Below are 18,720 nucleotides of genomic sequence, written 5' to 3'. Positions count from 1 at the left end.
ACTTATGGGCAATGAAAATTGCTAAAATAAAATGACTATGTTTGGAAAATTATTTGGTGGTTCTAAAGAGCCAAAAGAAAAGAAAATACTGCCTTGGAAAAATTTAACGACGGTTAGTCAGTTAGATGACATTGCTAAATTGTCTAAAGGGAAAACGCAAGTTATATTTAAACATTCTACAAGATGTGGTATTAGTAGTATGGTTATGAATCAATTTGTCGCTGCTTTTGATTTGGATATAAATTTAGATTTATACTATTTAGATTTATTAAATTACAGAGAGGTCTCTAATGAGGCTGGCTATAAATTTCAGGTGATGCACCAATCGCCGCAGTTGTTGGTGATTAAAAATGGAGTAGCGGTTGTGCATGCTAGTCATGGCGCTATAAATGAAATTGACTTATTTAAATTTGTTTAAATTATGAAATACGTAGTACTATTTATTATTGTTTTAACGTCTTTTAGTTGCGAAACTAAAGATGAAAACGCTTATGTACCCTCTAATAATTGGAAAGCGATGCAATGGAATAAACCATTAACGGACTCGTTATTAGTGTCGGGATCAAGTTATTTGTCTGTTTATTCTCAAATTTATAGTGTTACGGAACACAAAACACATAATTTAACAGCGACGGTAAGCTTAAGAAACATTAATAAAAAAGATACTATTTTTATAAAGGAAGCAGATTTTTATGATACTAATGGCGATCTAATTAAAGCTTATTTCACAGAGACAATCTATGTAAAGCCTATGCAGACTATAGAGATTGTCATAAATGAAAGAGATATTGAAGGCGGTACAGGTGCTAACTTTGTATTTGATTGGATTGCTTCTAAAGATGTTAAACCACCTTACTTTGAAGCTGTACAGATATCTACTTCTGGTCAACAGGGCTTATCTTTTACAACTACAGGTGTTGAAATAGAATAATGTTTATGAAAGAAATTTTAACCACCTTTTTATTTTTATTCGCAGTTATTGATCCCTTAGGTTCGATACCTGTGTATTTGGAAGCGACCAAAAATTTTGACAAAAAATATAAAAAACGTATTGCTATCAGAGCAAGTTTTGTAGCGTTTTTAGTGCTATTATTTTTTATAGTTATTGGTCAATTAATTTTAGAAGGAATGAATGTGACGCTAGATGCGTTTCAGATTTCTGGAGGAGTGATATTATTTTTGTTTGCATTAACCATGATTTTTGGAGAGGGTAAACCAGAAACAGAAAAACATGGTATTAAAGACTATAAACATGTGACCATTTTCCCGGTGGCTATTCCGTCTATAGCTTCGCCAGGAGCTATTATGGCAGTGGTCTTGCTTACTGATAATCATATTTATAACATTCAGCAGCAATTATTAACTACAGTTTTGGTACTTGTTGTTATTGGATTAACAAGTTTGTTATTATTAGCTGCTAATAAGGTACAGGAGCGCATTGGAGAATATGGTATTACCGTAATAAGTAAAATTATGGGGTTAATATTAGCGTCTTATGCTGTACAAAGCATCTTAAGTGGTTTGAAAGATTTTTTTGCATAGTCTAAAACAATAATTAAAATAGATAACACTATGAAGTTTATGCTTGGATGTTTTATTTATTTTATGGTGTTTGTGAGTTATGGGCAAACCAAGCATGAGAAAATAGTTGATATCATTAAAAAGTTAAAGCTTGTTGACACTCAAAAAGCTGATTTTGAATCTAAGTTTGAAGTTTTAAAACGTATGGCTTCAGATGATGATACTATTAGAATTGCACAATTAGAAGCTAAAATATCTGAAGACGTTATTACTGAAAAATTAATAGTTTCCCTTGCTTATTTTTTAGAGGACGATAGTATCGATGTTTTATACCGATGTAATCATTCTGAAGACTGTGATAAGGATATTGATTTGGAGGGCTTGCAAGAGGCAATTATAGTCGAGTTTACTACTATTAATGCAGCAATTGAAAAAATAACAAATAGTTTTAAGCCTTACTCAGGGAGTTATGGGGCATCAGATGCATTTGCTGCTGTTCCGGTGGATAGGGAAGATGGCTTTTATGCAATACTTGATTATGTTGATAATGCGAGAGATGAAGATGTTGCATTGGAAGCAGTACCAGCAATTGTGTCAGCAGATATTTTAAAAGTGGAGAAGATTTATAGTAATTATGGCAATAACAAGCCAGAAATTGTTATTGCATTTACTAAAGAAGGGACTCACAAATTTGCGCTGTTAACAGCAAATAATATAGGTAAACCTATTGCTATTGTCATTGATAAACAAATAATATCCTTGCCTTATGTTAATAGTAAGATTACAGGTGGCTATGTAAATATAAGTAATGGTTTTTCTGAAAAAGAGATTAATGAAATGATTAGAAAATTAAGAGGAGATAAAAAATAGGATCAAATTTATTTATAATACAAAAAACTCCCAAATCAATTTGGGAGTTTTTTTGGTGTTATAAAACTAGCGTTTAATTTCTAAAACGATACCTAGTTATGATATCTTTTAGTTTGTATTTTAAATCTTCACCGGTATCATAAACCATTTGCTCATTACTAGGGAAGGGGATTTGTCTGTTTCTTAGTAATTGTAAATCCTCATCTAGTAAAGCTCTTTGATCGCCTTTTGCAGTTCCAAAAATGTTTTCAAAGATAAACTCACTGTCTATTGGAAAATTATCTAAAGTTTGGTTCTGTTTTAAATCAGTGTAAACGACTCTAGCCACAACTTGTGTTGATTTTATTTGACTTACTTCTAAAAATCTAGCTGTTATGTTTACAATTTTATCTTGCTTAATATCATTACCTAAACTGTCTTTTTTTACATTTCCATTAGAATCTAATACATATTCCCAGCCATCTACAATGTCTTTTTGACGTACTAGCTCTCTTTCAGTAATATGTTCTGGAGAGATGTTAATACGTTGTAGTTGTAATTTCATGGTGTAGTCGTAATCAATATTTGAGTCAGAACTTGCATGATAAGCTGTCCAAAATTGATCTAAACCATAGGTATCAAAATTCAATAAATCAGATTCTAAGCGGGCTGGTATAATTTGACGCGTTTGGTTTTCAATAGTTACCAATACAAAATCGGTTCCGTTAAAATGGGCATCATTCATTAATAACCTAATGTCTTTATAATTAGGATTAATACTTTCTATATCATTTAATAAAGCATAAGCCTCACGATTATAAAACTTATCATTAGTTTGAATTAATTGTAAAGCTTGCATGTATTTGTAGTCTGAAACTTTAGCTCTGTAATTTACAATCTGATCACTATAATCATTAAACTTAAGCTTTAAAGTCTTTTTTCCAATTTTTAAAGGCAATACAGGTTTAATAGCATTTTGTCTTTGCTCTAAATTAAGATAGGTGTTATAAATGGTTTCGAACGACTCAGGATTACCATCTTTGGTTAAGTGGTTTATAGTATTGTTATCGTTTTCTACAACTTTATAATAGGCTTCTTCAAGTAGTATAACATAGTCTTGTTTACGCTTTTTGTCCTTATTGCTCTCTAATTTTTTTAAAGCATTGGTAATTGCTAAATCGTAATTACCGGTATTTAATTGTTTTTCGATTTGTTTTCTTCCAACACAAGATGTTAATACTAGAAGGAGTACTGTAATAAGTGTAAAGTTTCTCATGTTTTTGGGATTTATTTGGTTTTTGTTATAAAGAAAGCCAATTAGCGTGCCAAACCAAAAAAGAAAACCCTTAAATTTTTAAATTTAAGGGTTAACTATCTGGAATACTATGTGTTGTTATTTTATTTTTTTTGGTTGAAATATTGGTAAAAGCTTCGTTTTAACTTCTCCAAACCCAATTCTAGTCCCTTCTTTTTCGCAATAGCCTCTCATGATAACCGTATCGTTATCATTGATAAACTTACGTTCTGTACCATCTTTCATTTTAACAGGTTTTTCACCTCTCCAAGATAATTCTAACATAGAGCCGTAACTATCAGGTGTTGGACCAGAGATAGTACCACTACCCATCATGTCTCCACTATTAATTGGACAACCGTTTACGGTATGATGCGCCAATTGCTGTGACATGCTCCAATACATGTTTTTAAAATTAGATTTAGTAACGACCGTTTCTTTAGCCTTTTCTGGTTGTATAGCAACTTCTAAGTTAATATCGTAACTCTTTTTACCAGACTGTTGTAGATAGGGTAATTGCTTTTTTAATGGTTTAGGGCTATCTGTTTTAAATGGTTGTAAAGCATCTAAAGTTACAATCCAAGGCGAAATTGAGGATGCAAAGTTTTTAGCTAAAAACGGTCCTAATGGAACATATTCCCATTTTTGGATATCACGAGCAGACCAATCGTTAAATAATACTAATCCAAAGATGTATTCTTCAGCTTCGTTAACAGGTATTGGTTCTCCTAAATCGTTAGCATCTGTAGTTATAAATGCCATTTCTAATTCAAAATCCACTAATTTACTCGGGCCAAAAACAGGCTCTGTAGCTCCAGCAGGTAGCGTTTGACCTTGTGGTCTATGTACAGGGATTCCAGAAGGAATGATAGAACTACTTCTACCATGGTAACCTACAGGAATATGTAGCCAATTTGGTAATAATGCGTTGTCTGGATCTCTAAACATGGTTCCCACATTAGTGGCATGTTCTATGCTTGAGTAAAAATCTGTATAATCTCCAATTTGAACTGGTAATTGCATTTCTATTTCGTCCAAACGGAATAAAACAATTTCTTTATGTTTTAAGTTATTGGTCAATGCGTCATTTTCTACATCAAAAATTTCGGCAATTCTGTTTCTAACCAAACGCCACGTTTTACGTCCATCTGCGATAAAATCGTTTAGTGTGTCTTGAAGAAAAATATCTTCAGTTAATGGGATACCTTCAAAATAACCTAATTGGTGTAAAGCACCTAAGTCAATTGCTGTATCTCCAATACGTGTTCCAATGGTAATTATGTCATCTCTAGTTAAGAAAACACCAAAAGGAATATTTTGGATAGGGAAGTCCGAATTTTTATCGACGTGCAACCATGATTTTCTGTCTGGATTATTAGCTGATAATGGCATATGTATGATTGTTGATTTGTTGTTTATAAATTCTAAGTAAATATATGTTTTTTCAATTATTTACAAAGGTTATTTGTTATTTTTGATAAATATTTAACGATAAAACATTTTTCGCTTAAGCGGAAATAACAAAAACACATAACTATGCTACGTGACGAACAGATTTTTGAATTGATTCAAGCCGAAAAAGAACGCCAACTAAATGGTATAGAACTAATTGCCTCAGAAAACTTTGTCAGTGACCAAGTTATGGAAGCAGCAGGATCTGTACTGACCAATAAATATGCAGAAGGGTATCCTGGTAAGCGTTATTATGGTGGTTGTGAAGTAGTTGATGAGGTAGAACAGATAGCTATTGATCGTGCCAAAACATTATTTGGTGCTGCGTATGCTAATGTACAACCGCACTCTGGAAGTCAGGCAAATACAGCCGTTTATCATGCTGTTTTACAACCAGGAGATAAGATTTTAGGATTCGATTTGTCTCATGGTGGACATTTAACGCACGGTTCTCCAGTTAACTTTTCAGGTAAATTATATAATCCTGTATTTTACGGGGTAGAGCAGGAAACAGGTGTTTTGAATTATGATAAAATTCAAGAAATAGCAACTAAAGAACAGCCAAAATTAATTATTGCTGGAGCGTCTGCATATTCTAGAGATATAGATTTTAAACGTTTTAGAGCAATAGCAGATAGTGTTGGTGCTTTATTACTTGCAGATATTTCTCATCCTGCAGGATTAATTGCAAAAGGAATTTTAAACGATCCAATACCACATTGCCATATTGTAACCACGACAACACACAAAACGTTACGTGGGCCAAGAGGGGGAATGATATTAATGGGTAAAGATTTTGATAACCCATTTGGTATTAAACTTAAAAACGGAAATTTACGAAAAATGTCTTCACTTTTAGATTCTGGCGTATTCCCAGGAAATCAGGGTGGACCTTTAGAGCATATTATTGCAGCGAAAGCGATTGCTTTTGGCGAAGCATTGACAGACGAGTTTCTTACCTATATGTTACAAGTAAAGAAAAATGCATCAGCAATGGCAGACGCGTTTGTAAAACGTGGTTACAAAATTATTTCTGGAGGTACAGATAACCACATGATGTTAATTGATTTACGTAATAAAAATATTACGGGTAAGGATGCAGAAAAAGCTTTAGTAAAAGCAGATATTACAGTAAACAAAAACATGGTGCCGTTTGATGATAAATCACCATTTGTAACGTCAGGAATTAGAATAGGTACAGCTGCGATTACAACAAGAGGTTTAAAAGAAAACGAAATGGAAGCTATTGTCGAGTTAATCGATCAAGTACTAATGAATCATGAAAACGAAGATTTATTAGAAGAAATAGCAATAAAAGTTAATGCAATGATGAGTGAGTTACCATTGTTTGTAGCTTAGTCTATTATAAAATAATTTTTCGCTTTCGCGGAATAAAAGCCTGCTATATTTTAGCAGGCTTTTTTGTTTTGTAGTTTTTACTTTTATGGAGTGATACAAAAAAAAGTTCTCGATACACGTCTCCTTCGTCGCCGCACTCGAACTGACGTGGTGTGCTCACTCAAAACAAAAAATAGAGATGAGTTAAATCAATACTTCAAAGATAACTAGCAAACCAAACAAATCATCATGTAATGCTCTCCTCTTTAATTTCAAAGAGGAGAATGAATTTTGATTTCAATAAAAGGAAATCAAAAGAAAGAGGAGTTCTATTATGCTATATCCGCATCCAATCCTGTAGTTTAAGAAGCAGTTAAAAATTGTATGAAGATGAAAAAAAGTTCTCGATACACGCCTCCTTCGTCGCCGCACTCGAACTGACGTGGTGTGCTCGCTCAATAGAAAAGTTAAAGATCATTTAGATCAATACATCAAAGATAACTAGCAAACCAAACAAATCATTATGTAAAGCTCTCCTCTTTAATTTGAAAGAGGAGAATGAATTTTGATTTCAATAAAAAGAAATCAAAAGAAAGAGGAGTTCTATTATCCTATTATCCGCATCAAATTCTGTAGTTTAAGAAGCAAATAAAAATTGGATGAAGATGAAAAAAAGTTCTCGATACACGTCTCCTTCGTCGCCGCACTCGAACTGACGATATGTGCTCACTAGATATAATAAAACTAGGAATAGTTAAATCAATACTTCAAAGATAACTAGCAAACCAAACAAATCATTATGTAAAGCTCTCCTCTTTAATTTCAAAGAAGAGAATGAATTTTGATTTCAATAAAAGGAAATCAAAAGAAAGAGGAGTTCTATTATCCTATATCCGAATCAAATCCTGTAGTTTAAGAAGCAGTTAAAAATTGTATGAAGATGAAAAAAAGTTCTCGATACACGTCTCCTTCGTCGACGCACTCGAACTGACGTGGTGTGTTCACTCAATACAAAAATGTAAGAATTATTTAGATCAATACTTCAAAGATAACTAGCAAACAAAACAAATCATCATGTAATGCTCTCCTCTTTAATTTGAAAGAGGAGAATGAATTTTGATTTCAATAAAAAGAAATCAAAAGAAAGAGGAGTTCTATTATCCTATATCTGAATCAAATCCTGAAGTTTTAAGAGCAGCTTAAAATGGCAAGAAGATGAAAAAAAGTTCTCGATACACGCCTCCCTCGTCGTCGCACTCGAACTGACGTGGTGTGCTCACTTAATACAAAAATGTAAGGATTATTTAGATCAAGACTTCAAAGATAACTAGCAAACAAAACAAATCATCATGTAATGCTCTCCTCTTTAATTTGAAAGAGGAGAATGAATTTTGATTTCAATAAAAAGAAATCAAAAGAAAGAGGAGTTCTATTATCCTATATCCGAATCAAATCCTGAAGTTTTAAGAGCAGCTTAAAATGGCAAGAAGATGAAAAAAAGTTCTCGATACACGCCTCCTTCGTCGACGCACTCGAACTGACGTGGTGTGTTCACTCAATACAAAAATGTAAGAATTATTTAGATCAATACTTCAAAGATAACTAGCAAACCAAACGAATCATTATGTAAAGCTCTCCTCTTTAATTTCAAAGAGGAGAATGAATTTTGATTTCAATAAAAGGAAATCAAAAGAAAGAGGAGTTCTGTTATCCTATATCCGAATCAATTTCTGTAGTTTAAGAAGCAGTTAAAAATTGTATGAAGATGAAAAAAAGTTCTCGATACACGTCTCCTTCGTCGCCGCACTTGAACTGACGATATGTGTTCACTCATTATAAATAGTAGTGGAATAGTTGTATCAATACTTCAAAGGTAATTAACAAACCAAACAAATCATTATGTAAAGCTCTCCTCTTTAATTTGAAAGAGGAGAATGAATTTTGATTTCAATAGAAAGAAATCAAAAGAAAGAGGAGTTCTATTATTCTATATCCGCATCAAATTCTGTAGTTTAAGAAGCAGTTAAAAATTGTATGTAGATGAAAAAAAGTTCTCGATACACGTTTCTTTCGTCATCGCACTCGAACTGACGATATGTGCTCATTAGATATAATAAAACTCGGAATAGTTAAATCAATACTTCAAATATAACTAGCAAACCAAACAAATCATCATGTAATGCTCTCCTCTTTAATTTGAAAGAGGAGAATGAATTTTGATTTCAATAAAAGGAAATCAAAAGAAAGAGGAGTTTTTATATACTAAAAGGTAACATGCTGATAAGCCCCTAAGTCAGGACTAGCAGTTCTACTAACTCCTAAAATATCATTTGGAACTTGACTAGAAAAAGTAGCATTCCCTTGCCCATTAGCAGCTGAGTTATCACCAATAAGTAAATCATTTTCTGAGGCATCTCTAAAATCAGGATCTTCGTTAAAAATCATATTTTCATAATGCGTGGCATCATCAAAATCGTAATTAGAACTAGAAAAGAAGTTATTATTATCTTGAAAACGTAATAGACAATTAGTAAACTTAAAATTAAAGACAACAGATGTATCTTCAATTTCGTCAATTAAAAGCTCAGGATTATCATTACCATAAATAATACAGTTACTAAAATTAGCTTCGGTTAAATCCGAAACAAAAGCGGTATTTTCAGCATCGACAACAAAGTTATTAATTAATAACGCAGGGAATTGTCTAAAACTACTATTCCAGTAATTAGCTATCGTGGAGTGGGTGACATTGTATTTTCCACCAAGAGTTGCACCAAAACTAGCTTGTCCAGCATTATTTAAAACGATGTTTTCTGCTCTGATAGAAGTATTACGTCCTAAAATTCCGAAGGTACTAATATTGTAAATTTGAGAATTTGTAATGGTTAATTTATCTGTTACAGCATTGGCATCACCGTCAGATAACACACCAACTGTGGCGTTTTTTATGGTAGCATGATTAATAGTATTATTTTGGCTCCCTTCAAATAGCCAAATCGTTCCCCATTGTCCAGGGACATCACTATATAAAGGCTCTAAACGATCGCCTTCAAAAATCACTTCGTTTTCTAATAATTCTGGATCAGTACTTAACGCTCCATTGACATTTAACGTTGCGCCTTCAGAGACTAATAAACCTGAGTTAGCATGAAAATGGATGCGTGCGCCGGGATTTATTGTCAACGTTTCACCTGTTGGTACAGCTGCGTAGCCATAAACGACATACGGTTTTTCATTAGTAAAAGTTAACTCATCTGGCAGTAATTCGCGACCTAATATCTCACTTTCCGTAGGGACACCATCAATGGTTAAGGTTAGTGTTTCAATAATACCTGTAGTGTTATCTCTATTCGGGTAAATAAAATTAGCGTCCTTAACTAAAGTTACTAAATCGACCTCTTGAAGATTACCTCCAGAGTCAAACAAGATTTTGTCTGTGTATAAAAATTCTGTATCAGACAGCGGAGTCGTGTTAGTATTATAAGTGGTTTCTATAAAAATAAATAAACTGTCTTTTGCTAATAGTTGTACATCCGTAAAGCTTTTTCCGGCTTGACCGTCTACATTTAAACGGTAGCCTGAATTTTCTCCATTTTGTAGTTCCACATTAGGAATAGAAATATCTTCATTACTATTATTATACACTTTTAAATTATAAGTGCTTGATCCAATATTTGCAAAAATGGTATCTAAATAAACGGTGTCTTTAGAAAACCCTAAACTACCGGTGCTTGCTTCAAATTCGAAATCTTTACGACAAGATAATGATGATAAAATTAATCCAATACAGCAGATAAAATATAGCGTACGCTTCATAAATTGTAATTGTAACTTTGGTTGACTAAAATATAACTTTTTTAAAGGGTAATTAGTATGTGTCTTTAAAATTATTAGAACATGGCAATGATTTCTGGTGATATTCTAGACGGTCTTTTGGTATCTATATTCATAAAACACTATTTAGTTTCGGAATAAGCACACTGTTTGTTGTTAACTAACACTTCTACAACACGCAAGGATGTCACGCCTTCGCATAATTTGACGTAGGTTTTTAATGTAACTTTATCACCTAAAAATATTTGGCGTTTATAGTCTATTTTATGGGATATTAACACCCAAAAATACTGATCAAGCATCTCTTGTGTGGCATTATTAAACCAGTGTGCTTTAGCAATTTGGTTTACCCATTGGATATAACGCACATTATTAACATGATTTAGTTCATCTAAATCATCAAGAGTAACAATTAAATCTTCACTATATGTTTTCATGACTTAACAAAATTACTAAAATACCAGTTATTGTTTGTTTTTATAGTCAGCAATAATTTTATTAAATACCTTTCCTTTTTGGACAAAAAGCTCTAATAGCTCTACTTCTTTGTCTTTTTCTAAAAGCTGACTATCAAGTTCATTTTTTATTACAAACTCAAAAAACATAGGGATATATTCTTTTTCAATTTGTAAATCATGTATTATAAATCTTTCGTTAAATAAACTAGAGTTTTCAAAAAGTGATTCTAAATCGTCATAGGTCATTTCAATAAAAGGAGGCGCGACATATTTGTCTTTATTTTCAAAAAGTTTAGCAATCACACCAATAACCTGTATGATATCTATTCCGCCAGTGGTAGGTTGCTTAGAGTAGAGGTGAGGACTGGTTTTAGTATCTTCTGAAATTTGGTTTTTAAGGGTTGCTTCAACAGTTTTAACATCTGCTAAGGTTTCTTTATAAGGGGTGATTAGTTGGACTTCATCTAAATTATTAAAGATTTGTTTAAGCTCGATGACCACACTTTCGTGGAAATGATAGGCTTTTAAAACTAACTTTTGCTCATTGTAAAATAACGAACTAATTTGAATCGTATCTCCTGTTTTTCCTTCAATTTGAAATGTTCCGTTAGCATCAGTAACTGTTATTTGTTTAGATAATAAGTTTGTTATTTTAATGTTTTCTAAAGTAGAAATCGAGTCATACACTTTTCCTGTTACGGTTTGTGCATATAAGACGGATGTAGTCAAAAAGACTAGTAAGGTTGTAAAAGTTTTCAATAGTTGGTTGGTTGATTAGTCTCAAATTTAGATTTATCAAGACGATGATATATCTAAATTAAGAGACTTTAACAGCCGATTTATAATATTTTAACTTTTACAGTAGGAGGTTAGTTCTCTATAATTTTAACCTCAAATAATTTATCCCAACGCTTTCCAGTTAAGAAAAAAGTTTGTGTTTCTGGATTGTATGCAATACCATTTAAGCAGTTTTCATTAATCGAGAAATTAGAAATTTGTTTTGTTAATAGTGTACAGTCAATAACAGCCTCTACAGCACCATTTTTAGGATTGATTATGGCAATTCCGTTTTTCTCCCAAATATTAGCGTATAATTTGTCATTGGCAAATTCTATTTCATTTAATCTTCCGATTTTTCCTTTTGTAGTACAGACTTGTATGTGGTCTTCTTCAATTAATGTATCAGGATTTAAGGTCCAAATTAAACTGGTGCCATCACTTTTATATAGTTTAGAGCCATCGTTAGCAAATCCCCAACCTTCTTTACTTTGACCATAGTTAAAGCTACTTTTCTTTTCTAGGGTAGTGGCATCATAAGTAAACCCTTTTTTGCCTTGCCATGTTAAATGGTATACGGTATTGTTTAATACGGTAATACCTTCTCCGAAAAAAGCATCAGGAATGGTAGTTTCAGTAATGCTTTTTCCTGTTTTGTAATCTATTGTTCTGATTTTAGATTCGCCAAATTGTCCAGTACTTTCATATAAGACACCATTACTAAATTCTAACCCTTGTGTAAAAGAAGTCTTATCGTGCGGAAAGGTATTAATGACCTCCACCGTTAAAAATTTTGGAGCGACATGACTTAATAAAGCAATCGTTTGATTAACAATTGCAGTTTCTCCGTTAAAATTAATGGTCGCTTTTAAGGTATGTTCACCTAATTTAAAATCAGAAAGCACTTGTTTAGGCGTAATAGGTTTTCCGTTTAGCTCGTAATTGACAGATGTGATTTTGATGTTTTTAGGATTTTTTAGAGACAATTCTAGCGTTTTGTCAATGCTAATTGTACCATTTTGAGCGTTAGTAGAGACAGAAAAGCTCTTTTTTTGCAGTTCTACGTTGTCACCGCACGATAATAGTGCTGTTGCTAAAAATATGATTGTAAGGTATTTAAATGCTTTCATTTTGTAAACTTATTTGTTAGCAAGTTATTTATTAAAATTCATTATAAAAAATGATTGCGAGAAAATAAAATGTTTGTATCTTTGCACCTGGCAAGTCCTACACAACTAGCTCCTGTTGAATCCTCCAGGTCGGGAACGAAGCAAAGGTAAATGGTCGTAGCAGTGTGATGTAGGTAGCTTGCCTTTTTTTGATTACTCTAAATCCTTTTTTAAAAAGAGATTTAAAAACATAAAATAAAGATTTGCTAGTTAATTCTAGCAAATCTTTTTTGGTTACAGTCGTTTTGTACTTTCAACTTTTTTACTTTTAACTTTTAAAATTATTTACATGTCTAAAGTCGTATTAATTACAGGAGGGTCTTCTGGAATAGGAAAATCTATAGGTGAGTTTTTAACCGAAAAAGGGTGTATTGTTTATGGTACCAGTCGTAACCCATCTAATTATACCAACAGTAAATTTAAGCTTGTCGCTTTAGATGTTAATGATACGGTTACTATTGCAGCTGCAATAAAAACGGTGATTGCAGCAGAAGGGAAGTTGGATGTGTTAGTTAATAATGCTGGTGTTGGGATTAATGGGGCGATAGAAGAAATTCCGCAAGAACAAATCCAACATAATTTTAACACTAATTTTTTTGGGCCTATAAATGTTATCAAGGCAGTGTTACCTCAAATGCGAGTGCAACAATCTGGTTTGGTTATAAATATTACATCCATTGCTGGATATATGGGCTTACCATATCGTGGTATTTATAGTGCTAGTAAAGGCGCACTAGAGCTTGTAACGGAGGCGTTACGTATGGAAACTAAGGATTTTGGGGTTAAATTCACCAATATTGCACCAGGTGATTTTGCGACTAATATTGCTGCAGGACGTTATCATGCGCCTGTTTTAAAAAAATCTCCATACACTAAATACCCAAACGTACTTAAAGATATTGATGAGCATGTAGATAATAGCAGTTCTCCAATTGCTGTCGCTAAAAAAGTACATGAGGTTATAAATACCAAAAACCCAAGAATACATTATAAGGTTGGTGCACCGATGCAAAAATTTTCTATTGTTTTAAAGTTTTTATTACCTGATAAAATGTATGAGAAGCTGTTGTTGAATCATTATAAATTATAATCATGAAAAAAATCCTCGCGTCTTTGTGTATCGCTGTTGGATTTACATTGACTAATTGTGTTAGCTTTAAATATGTTTGTGAAACTGATGAGCGTTGGCCTATGTTTTATGGGTTTCCTTTTGTCCAAAGTACTGACAGTTGGGTATTTTCTATGTCTGGTGATTTATTTATTAAAGGTTTTATAGGAAATGTTGTGTTTTGGAGTCTACTTATTTTTGGTCTAATTAATCTTTTAGATACTGTAAGGCATAAGTTTTTTAAAGTCATTATTAAAGTTGTGATAGTTGTTTTATGTGTATTATCGGTAGTTCTAATTTATTTTGAAAGTACCATTTTTGATTGGAACATACACTGGGATCATGATAATTTTAAAATGAATTATTACCAACAAGACTTAGATTGCGAGAAAACCTTCAAGTTTTTTGACTAAAATGTTAATATCATTTGAAATCATTATTTTACTTGCGAAAGTTAAATTGTAACTTTGCATGGCGTTAAGGATGAAAGTGGCATCCTTTTTTTGCTGCCACAAATGGCAAAAAAAGATATAACGGACAGCCTGACCCTTGTGGTAACGCCCAAAATAGTAATATACACAACTTAAATATATTTTAGAATGAAATTTTTTATTGATACTGCCAATTTAGACCAAATTAGAGACGCTCAGGATATGGGTATTTTAGATGGTGTTACAACTAACCCGTCTTTAATGGCTAAGGAAGGAATTACTGGTCATGATAATATTATGAAACATTATGTTGCTATTTGTAACATTGTGGATGGTGATGTTAGTGCGGAAGTTATTGCTACTGATTATGAAGGTATGGTTAAAGAAGGTGAGGCTCTTGCTGATTTACATGACCAAATCGTGGTTAAATTACCAATGATTAAAGATGGTATTAAGGCTTGTAAATATTTTAGCGATAAAGGCATTAAAACTAATGTAACGTTAGTATTTTCTCCTGGTCAAGCATTATTAGCTGCTAAGGCTGGTGCAACTTACGTGTCTCCTTTTATTGGACGTTTGGATGATATCTCTACGGATGGTTTAAACTTGATTGCAGAGATTAGACATATCTATGATAACTATGCTTTTGAAACTGAAATTTTAGCTGCATCTGTACGTCACACAATGCACGTTATTGACTGTGCTAAATTAGGTGCTGATGTTATGACTGGTCCTTTAAGCTCTATTGAAGGGTTATTAAGACATCCTTTAACGGATAGTGGTTTAGCTAAGTTTTTAGAAGACTACAAAAAAGGAAACTAGTAATTAATTATCAGTGATTTGTTTTTAGTAGTCACTATTTGATTAATAAATATTATAAAAAAATCCCGAGCATTTGCTTGGGATTTTTTATGCTTTTTAGTGTACTAATGTTGCTAGGTTTATGATAAATAATAAGGTCCAAATTACTGTTCTAATCCAGTTTTTTGATACTAATTGACTGAGTGTTTTTTCTGTGTTTTTCCCGTTGTTAATGGTGTTGTGTAATGGAACAAATATGGCAAAAGTAGTTAGCCAGGCACTAATAGTTAAACCACTTCTAATATAAATAGAGACATCGGGTTGTGTAAATATTAGATATAAATATAGTATAAGCTGCCCAAACATTAAGGGGATGACTACACCCGCTATTCTTACCGTGTATTTGGCATGCCATTTTACTAGTGACTCTTGATTATGATATTTAAAACTTGGGTAAATAATAAGTTGCACTATCCAAATTAATACCACTAATCCAAAATCGAAAAGTAAACTTAAAACCTGAAGATTACTCATTATTAATTACATCCTGTCCCATGACTTCTTCGTCTATTCTTTTCCAAATGTGTTCAGAATTTAAGTAAAAACTGCCTATAAAGTCAAAATTGCATTGATCTGGCGCAATAATGGATAAAAAAGGTTGTCCTTTTTTATCTCTGTATAAATGATAAGTATCGCCAATTATGGGTTGAAAACTAAATTTGGCATTATAGACTAGGTTATTATATTCTAGTTCGGCCATCATTTTCTCATATTCGGCTTTTAACTCTAAATACTTGGCTTTAATTTGCTGATTGGCTTTGTGTACGTTTTTGTTTTTCCAAGTGACGTTTTCCGTTACTTTTATGGCTGGAGCACCAACATTTGTTGCATATGGTTTTAATGATGCATCGTATTTTTGTGTCTCTTGGTTAAAGACAATATTATCAGGTTTTTTAGTGTCTGACATCCTTTTTCTTTTTTAACAAAGATACTAAATAGCTGCTATTTAATAGATTTACGTTGTATGTTATCCGTTAAATGTTTGCTAAACTTTGTTTGTAATAGCTTTAGTTTTGGATTAATATAGGTTTGACAAAATGGTTTATTTGGATTGTTTTTATAGTAGTTTGTAAATTGAATTTCTGACGGTTTAAAGTCTTTAAAAGGAAGGTTTTTTGTGATTATAGGTGCTTCAAATTCTGATTGTAAATTAACTAGTAGTAAAGCAGAACCTTCTTTTTGTGCTTCTGAAAAATAATAGATAGCCGATCTGTATTTTGTCCGCATGGAATGGTTAGAGGTACTTTTATGCGTGTATAAATGTATTTGAATTAAGATATCAAGAGTAATTATTTCTGGATGGAAATGAACGATCACTGCTTCTGAGAAAGTTGTGTTACTTTCAGTGGAAGCTATAAAACCTTGTTCTACTTTATCTACACCTTTTAAGGCTTGAAATACCGCTTCTGTACACCAATGGCAACCACTTCCAAATGCTATTTTGTTTAGCTCTCCTCTTATTTTTAAGAGGAGAATGAAATTCTGCTTTGAAAAAAAAGCGGGAAGAAAGAGGAGTTAGATTGTTAGAATGTTATTCGGTTTTGTTTTTTCTGTCGTATTTAAAAAACTGCTGCGCGTTTTAGGTCAAACTCTCCGGTTTTTACTGAAGTAAAAGCCACCTCTCTTTAGCTAAAGAGAGGAGCTGTTTGCTATGGTGTTTTTTGTTATGGTTTTAGCTTTTGTTATTGTTATTGTTATTGTTATTGCTTTTGTGATGTCGTTACTCTATTCTTTTTAGCTATCCTCTTATTTTTAAGAGGAGAATGAATTTCTGCTTTGGAAAAAAAGCAGGAAGAAAGAGGAGTTATACATCATAAATGCTTCACAACTAAGAGCTACACGACAACATAGAACAGCCTACTTTGTGTCTTGCCCATTCTGGTCGTTTTGCAAACCATTTTTCGTGTTTTGGTTGTTCTGCGTAGGGGTTTTTTAGTAAGTTGAATAGGTCATCGATAAGTTTGTAGTCGCCTTTGTTAGCGTCATCTATTGCTAATTGCGCCATGTAATTACGTAATACGTATTTTGGGTTTACGCTGTTCATGTTTTCTTTTTTCGCTTTCGCTGAAATTGGGTCGCGTTCCAAACGGTCTGCATAACTATCAAACCATAAGTTCCATCTGTCTTTTACGGCTTCAGTTACTGATTTTATATCGTAAAACGATTCACGACTAATTTGTAATCCATTAGTAGGATTTGAACTATCAAAATCTGATAGGTTACGGAAAAAGATAGTCATATCTGTTTCTGTTAGTTGTAGACAGTCTTCTAATTCCTGAATAAGGTTGGCATCTAGTTGTTCTTCGGATGACAATCCAATTTTACTGCGCATCATTTGCAGGTATTTGATGTCTTTTTGTTCGGCATAATTAGCCAATACAGCTTCCAAACCTTCTGCTTCTTCAATTAATGGATATAAAGCGTTTGCTAATTGGTATAAATTCCAAAGGACAATATCCGGTTGTGAACCATATTGGTAGCGTTTGTTCTGATTGTCTGTCGTATTTGGTGTCCATCCAGGCTCATAACCTTCTAACCAGCCATAAGGCCCATAATCTATAGTTAAACCTAAGATTGATAAGTTATCGGTATTCATGACACCATGTACAAAACCAACACGTTGCCAATGGATAACCATGTCTAAACTGCGCATCGCTACCTCGTTAAAAAACTGAACGTAAGCTGGTTTGCTTGGTACGCCTAAATGCGTAAAATGCGTATTTATAGTATAGTCGACAAGGGTTTTTAAGGTTTCTGTATCCTGTCTTGATGCTAAAATCTCGAAACTTCCAAAACGTAAAAAACTTGGTGAAATTCGCGATACAATGGCACCTTTTTCGTAATCAGGGTTTCCGTTGTACATGACGTCGCGTAATACTTGGTCTCCAGATAATGCTAAGCTTAAAGCGCGTGTGGTTGGCACACCTAAATGGTACATGGCTTCGCTACACAAATACTCTCTAACCGAGCTTCGTAAAACTGCTAAGCCATCTGCTGTTCTAGAATAGGGGGTTTCTCCAGCGCCTTTTAATTGTAGTTTCCAATTTTTGTTATTGTGTTCGACTTCAAATAAATTAATAGCACGACCATCACCTAATTGTCCTGCCCAATGCCCGAATTGGTGTCCACCATAACACATCGCATATGGTGTTGTACCTTCTAATACAGTATTACCTGTAAATACGTTTAAAAACTGTTTGGTTTTAGCATCGGTTTCGGATAAACCTAGGGTGTCCAACATTTCTGGAGAGACATGGACTAATTCTGGTTTTGCAGTGTGTTTAGGAGTGACAAAACTATAACAGGCTTTAGTAACTTGACGTCTACTGTTGTCTGTCATTGGATCTGCTGGAAGTTGTGTGGTAAATGTATTTTTTATGTTCAGTTTCATGTAAAGCCTTTATATGACAAAGATACGGAATTGCTTGTCATAAAAAGAGTTGTACCTTTTACTGAATAATCAAAACAGGTTTGTTTGTTATATTGCTAAATACAAAAAAAACGGAAAGTAATATGCTTTCCGTTTTTAACGTATTTACTTGTAGTAAATATATATTTAAATTTGATTAATAGCCAATTTTGAAAAATAAACAGGAAGTATAGACTTCCTGTTTATCTTTTGTGTTTA

General features: G+C 33.0%; 18 protein-coding genes and 1 other RNA gene. 9 read left to right on the top strand and 10 right to left on the bottom strand.

The window, feature by feature from the left end:
- Nucleotides 1-31 precede the first annotated feature (31 nt).
- From ytxJ to E9099_RS18685, 4 genes are read left to right on the top strand one after another with little or no spacing between them, the layout of a single operon-like run.
- Nucleotides 32-418, top strand: coding sequence for a bacillithiol system redox-active protein YtxJ (ytxJ, locus tag E9099_RS18700; RefSeq protein ID WP_136585021.1), 387 nt, complete (start codon nucleotides 32-34; stop codon nucleotides 416-418).
- Between the two features lie 3 nt (nucleotides 419-421).
- The gene (locus E9099_RS18695; RefSeq protein WP_136585020.1) at nucleotides 422-931 is read left to right on the top strand and encodes a DUF3124 domain-containing protein; all 510 of its coding nucleotides are present in this window, start codon (nucleotides 422-424) and stop codon (nucleotides 929-931) included.
- 5 nt (nucleotides 932-936) lie between these two features.
- The gene (locus E9099_RS18690) at nucleotides 937-1,542 is read left to right on the top strand and encodes a MarC family protein (RefSeq protein ID WP_136585019.1); all 606 of its coding nucleotides are present in this window, start codon (nucleotides 937-939) and stop codon (nucleotides 1,540-1,542) included.
- Nucleotides 1,543-1,572: 30 nt separating this feature from the next.
- Complete coding sequence (locus E9099_RS18685) at nucleotides 1,573-2,391, top strand: SecDF P1 head subdomain-containing protein (RefSeq protein ID WP_136585018.1); 819 nt, start codon at nucleotides 1,573-1,575, stop codon at nucleotides 2,389-2,391.
- Between the two features lie 73 nt (nucleotides 2,392-2,464).
- On the opposite strand, the gene E9099_RS18680 is transcribed toward E9099_RS18685, so the two are convergent.
- Both E9099_RS18680 and fahA read right to left on the bottom strand, forming a co-directional pair.
- Entirely contained in the window at nucleotides 2,465-3,646 is a 1,182-nt protein-coding gene (locus tag E9099_RS18680) for a hypothetical protein (protein WP_136585017.1), read from the bottom strand.
- A 117-nt stretch (nucleotides 3,647-3,763) separates the two neighbouring features.
- On the bottom strand, nucleotides 3,764-5,056 hold the full coding sequence (fahA, locus tag E9099_RS18675) for a fumarylacetoacetase (RefSeq protein WP_136585016.1): 1,293 nt from the start codon (nucleotides 5,054-5,056) through the stop codon (nucleotides 3,764-3,766).
- Nucleotides 5,057-5,200: 144 nt separating this feature from the next.
- On the opposite strand from fahA, the gene glyA reads away from it, so the two are divergent.
- Nucleotides 5,201-6,475, top strand: a complete 1,275-nt coding sequence (gene glyA, locus E9099_RS18670) for a serine hydroxymethyltransferase (RefSeq protein WP_136585015.1) — start codon at nucleotides 5,201-5,203, stop codon at nucleotides 6,473-6,475.
- A 2,241-nt stretch (nucleotides 6,476-8,716) separates the two neighbouring features.
- On the opposite strand, the gene E9099_RS18665 is transcribed toward glyA, so the two are convergent.
- From E9099_RS18665 to E9099_RS18650, 4 genes are all read right to left on the bottom strand, one after another.
- Nucleotides 8,717-10,270 carry a hypothetical protein gene (locus tag E9099_RS18665; RefSeq protein ID WP_136585014.1) on the bottom strand — a complete coding sequence of 518 codons (1,554 nt, stop codon included), beginning with the start codon at nucleotides 10,268-10,270 and terminating at the stop codon, nucleotides 8,717-8,719.
- Between the two features lie 140 nt (nucleotides 10,271-10,410).
- A complete protein-coding gene (locus E9099_RS18660; RefSeq protein WP_136585013.1) occupies nucleotides 10,411-10,725 on the bottom strand; it encodes an acyl-CoA thioesterase in 315 nt (104 codons plus the stop codon).
- 27 nt (nucleotides 10,726-10,752) lie between these two features.
- Nucleotides 10,753-11,505, bottom strand: coding sequence for a hypothetical protein (locus tag E9099_RS18655; RefSeq protein WP_136585012.1), 753 nt, complete (start codon nucleotides 11,503-11,505; stop codon nucleotides 10,753-10,755).
- 110 nt (nucleotides 11,506-11,615) lie between these two features.
- Nucleotides 11,616-12,653 (bottom strand): glutaminyl-peptide cyclotransferase, encoded by a 1,038-nt coding sequence (locus E9099_RS18650; protein WP_136585011.1) that lies wholly within the window; start codon nucleotides 12,651-12,653, stop codon nucleotides 11,616-11,618.
- An 88-nt stretch (nucleotides 12,654-12,741) separates the two neighbouring features.
- Between E9099_RS18650 and ffs the strand changes: the two genes are divergently transcribed.
- The 4 genes from ffs (at nucleotide 12,742) to fsa (ending at nucleotide 15,053) form a co-directional block, all read left to right on the top strand.
- Nucleotides 12,742-12,840: signal recognition particle sRNA small type (gene ffs, locus E9099_RS18645), an RNA gene on the top strand.
- Between the two features lie 141 nt (nucleotides 12,841-12,981).
- Nucleotides 12,982-13,782 carry an SDR family oxidoreductase gene (locus tag E9099_RS18640; protein WP_136585010.1) on the top strand — a complete coding sequence of 267 codons (801 nt, stop codon included), beginning with the start codon at nucleotides 12,982-12,984 and terminating at the stop codon, nucleotides 13,780-13,782.
- Between the two features lie 2 nt (nucleotides 13,783-13,784).
- The gene (locus E9099_RS18635) at nucleotides 13,785-14,213 is read left to right on the top strand and encodes a hypothetical protein (RefSeq protein ID WP_136585009.1); all 429 of its coding nucleotides are present in this window, start codon (nucleotides 13,785-13,787) and stop codon (nucleotides 14,211-14,213) included.
- 186 nt (nucleotides 14,214-14,399) lie between these two features.
- A complete protein-coding gene (fsa, locus tag E9099_RS18630) occupies nucleotides 14,400-15,053 on the top strand; it encodes a fructose-6-phosphate aldolase (protein WP_136585008.1) in 654 nt (217 codons plus the stop codon).
- Nucleotides 15,054-15,149: 96 nt separating this feature from the next.
- Here the strand turns inward: fsa and E9099_RS18625 are convergent, their stop codons facing one another.
- The 4 genes from E9099_RS18625 to E9099_RS18610 all read right to left on the bottom strand — a co-directional run bounded on the left by E9099_RS18625 (nucleotide 15,150) and on the right by E9099_RS18610 (nucleotide 18,483).
- Nucleotides 15,150-15,566, bottom strand: coding sequence for a hypothetical protein (locus tag E9099_RS18625; RefSeq protein ID WP_136585007.1), 417 nt, complete (start codon nucleotides 15,564-15,566; stop codon nucleotides 15,150-15,152).
- On the bottom strand, nucleotides 15,559-15,999 hold the full coding sequence (locus tag E9099_RS18620; RefSeq protein ID WP_136585006.1) for a DUF2452 domain-containing protein: 441 nt from the start codon (nucleotides 15,997-15,999) through the stop codon (nucleotides 15,559-15,561). Before E9099_RS18620 ends, E9099_RS18625 begins: the two co-directional genes overlap by 8 nt.
- 35 nt (nucleotides 16,000-16,034) lie before the next feature.
- Nucleotides 16,035-16,532, bottom strand: a complete 498-nt coding sequence (locus E9099_RS18615) for a peptide-methionine (S)-S-oxide reductase (RefSeq protein ID WP_317130659.1) — start codon at nucleotides 16,530-16,532, stop codon at nucleotides 16,035-16,037.
- Between the two features lie 388 nt (nucleotides 16,533-16,920).
- Nucleotides 16,921-18,483: a protein adenylyltransferase SelO gene (locus tag E9099_RS18610; protein ID WP_136585004.1), complete on the bottom strand. Its 1,563-nt coding sequence runs from the start codon at nucleotides 18,481-18,483 to the stop codon at nucleotides 16,921-16,923.
- Nucleotides 18,484-18,720 lie beyond the last annotated feature (237 nt).

Origin of the sequence: Psychroserpens sp. NJDZ02 (genome assembly GCF_004843725.1) — a bacterium.
Lineage (GTDB): Bacteria > Bacteroidota > Bacteroidia > Flavobacteriales > Flavobacteriaceae > Olleya.
The sequence above is the reverse complement of the archived record's forward strand: the minus strand, read 5'-3'. Positions and strand labels throughout refer to the sequence as shown.

Excerpts from the sequence above, each read along its gene's own strand:
- fahA (WP_136585016.1), bottom strand. The coding sequence starts at position 5,056 with ATGCCATTATCAGCTAATAATCCAGACAGAAAATCATGGTTGCACGTC.
- ytxJ (WP_136585021.1), top strand. The coding sequence starts at position 32 with ATGACTATGTTTGGAAAATTATTTGGTGGTTCTAAAGAGCCAAAAGAA.
- E9099_RS18620 (WP_136585006.1), bottom strand. The coding sequence starts at position 15,999 with ATGTCAGACACTAAAAAACCTGATAATATTGTCTTTAACCAAGAGACA.
- E9099_RS18635 (WP_136585009.1), top strand. The coding sequence starts at position 13,785 with ATGAAAAAAATCCTCGCGTCTTTGTGTATCGCTGTTGGATTTACATTG.
- E9099_RS18695 (WP_136585020.1), top strand. The coding sequence starts at position 422 with ATGAAATACGTAGTACTATTTATTATTGTTTTAACGTCTTTTAGTTGC.
- E9099_RS18640 (WP_136585010.1), top strand. The coding sequence starts at position 12,982 with ATGTCTAAAGTCGTATTAATTACAGGAGGGTCTTCTGGAATAGGAAAA.
- E9099_RS18680 (WP_136585017.1), bottom strand. The coding sequence starts at position 3,646 with ATGAGAAACTTTACACTTATTACAGTACTCCTTCTAGTATTAACATCT.
- E9099_RS18690 (WP_136585019.1), top strand. The coding sequence starts at position 937 with ATGAAAGAAATTTTAACCACCTTTTTATTTTTATTCGCAGTTATTGAT.
- E9099_RS18610 (WP_136585004.1), bottom strand. The coding sequence starts at position 18,483 with ATGAAACTGAACATAAAAAATACATTTACCACACAACTTCCAGCAGAT.
- E9099_RS18665 (WP_136585014.1), bottom strand. The coding sequence starts at position 10,270 with ATGAAGCGTACGCTATATTTTATCTGCTGTATTGGATTAATTTTATCA.
- E9099_RS18685 (WP_136585018.1), top strand. The coding sequence starts at position 1,573 with ATGAAGTTTATGCTTGGATGTTTTATTTATTTTATGGTGTTTGTGAGT.
- fsa (WP_136585008.1), top strand. The coding sequence starts at position 14,400 with ATGAAATTTTTTATTGATACTGCCAATTTAGACCAAATTAGAGACGCT.
- E9099_RS18650 (WP_136585011.1), bottom strand. The coding sequence starts at position 12,653 with ATGAAAGCATTTAAATACCTTACAATCATATTTTTAGCAACAGCACTA.
- E9099_RS18625 (WP_136585007.1), bottom strand. The coding sequence starts at position 15,566 with ATGAGTAATCTTCAGGTTTTAAGTTTACTTTTCGATTTTGGATTAGTG.
- glyA (WP_136585015.1), top strand. The coding sequence starts at position 5,201 with ATGCTACGTGACGAACAGATTTTTGAATTGATTCAAGCCGAAAAAGAA.
- E9099_RS18660 (WP_136585013.1), bottom strand. The coding sequence starts at position 10,725 with ATGAAAACATATAGTGAAGATTTAATTGTTACTCTTGATGATTTAGAT.